Raw genomic sequence first — 967 nt, 5'->3', positions numbered from 1 at the left:
CTGTAAGATCGCTTCGACAGTGGCAATTGGTTCAAGCAATCGACGTTCTACGACTACTGGATCTCGTGGCAGCACCGGGTCGATCGGCTCTGCGATGCGACCTAGTGCTTGATCCAGCCGCTCGATGGCGGGCCGCCCCAGTCGTCGAGCCAAAGGTGCACGGGGCAGTCCCAACAGGTCACCGACCCGGTCCAAACCAAAGCGCTTCGCCGCATCAATGGCGCGCTCTTCCAGCCGGAGTGCCGCAACCGGCAGTGCTGCAATAGACTGTGCACCCTGCCCCACCGGAACGATCGCCATTGCTAGACCGGAATATCGCGCGACCGCATGCGCGGTCCCCACGGTGTCTGCCACCGCGATACGGCCTGTGAAACCGAGCCGCTTAAGAAACCGGACAACCCGGCGGCAAAACCGCGCTTCGCCCCCGTGCAAATGCGCGGTGCCGGTGAGATCGAGCAAAAGGCCGTCTGAAGACGCCGCGGCAATCGGTGTCCAATGGGTTGCCGCATGTAACGCCAGCCGTCGAAGCGATAACTCGTCAGCAGCTCGATCATGCGCGCGAATGTCGAGATCGGAAACCAACGCACGCGCATGCGCAATTGCCATTCCATTGGACAGACCCAACGCCGCAGCATCCGGACACACTGCGGCCGCCAGCAGAGCTCGGCCCACTGGCTCGGACAGAACTAGCGGTTGGCGGTGCGAGGTGATGGCCCCGGCGAAAGTTTGATCGGCGCGCCTGACCTGCGATTTGAACGCGTGAGCCGCGGCCTCGGAATGACGACCGAGCTCTCGCGCAGCCGGACGACGATGCTTTGGCAATGCCGCAATCTGGGCATCGACTTGCGCACGCGCCCACTTGGCACCCGGACGCCAGCCGCCACCGCGCGGTACCGAACACGCACCCGGATCGTCATCGATCGGCAGAGCGGCTGGCAATCGCGGCTCAGGCGGCTCTTTGGATGAC

General features: G+C 63.8%; 1 protein-coding gene. It reads right to left on the bottom strand.

Annotated features, from left to right (window positions below; genetic code table 11):
* Positions 1-939: Y-family DNA polymerase (locus ACX0GZ_RS14765; protein ID WP_458817513.1), on the bottom strand; the 939-nt coding region annotated here is incomplete at its 3' end.
* Positions 940-967 lie beyond the last annotated feature (28 nt).

This window comes from Sphingomonas aestuarii (genome assembly GCF_054457155.1).
Note: the sequence above shows the minus strand (reverse complement) of the source record. Positions and strands in the feature narration are given on the sequence as shown.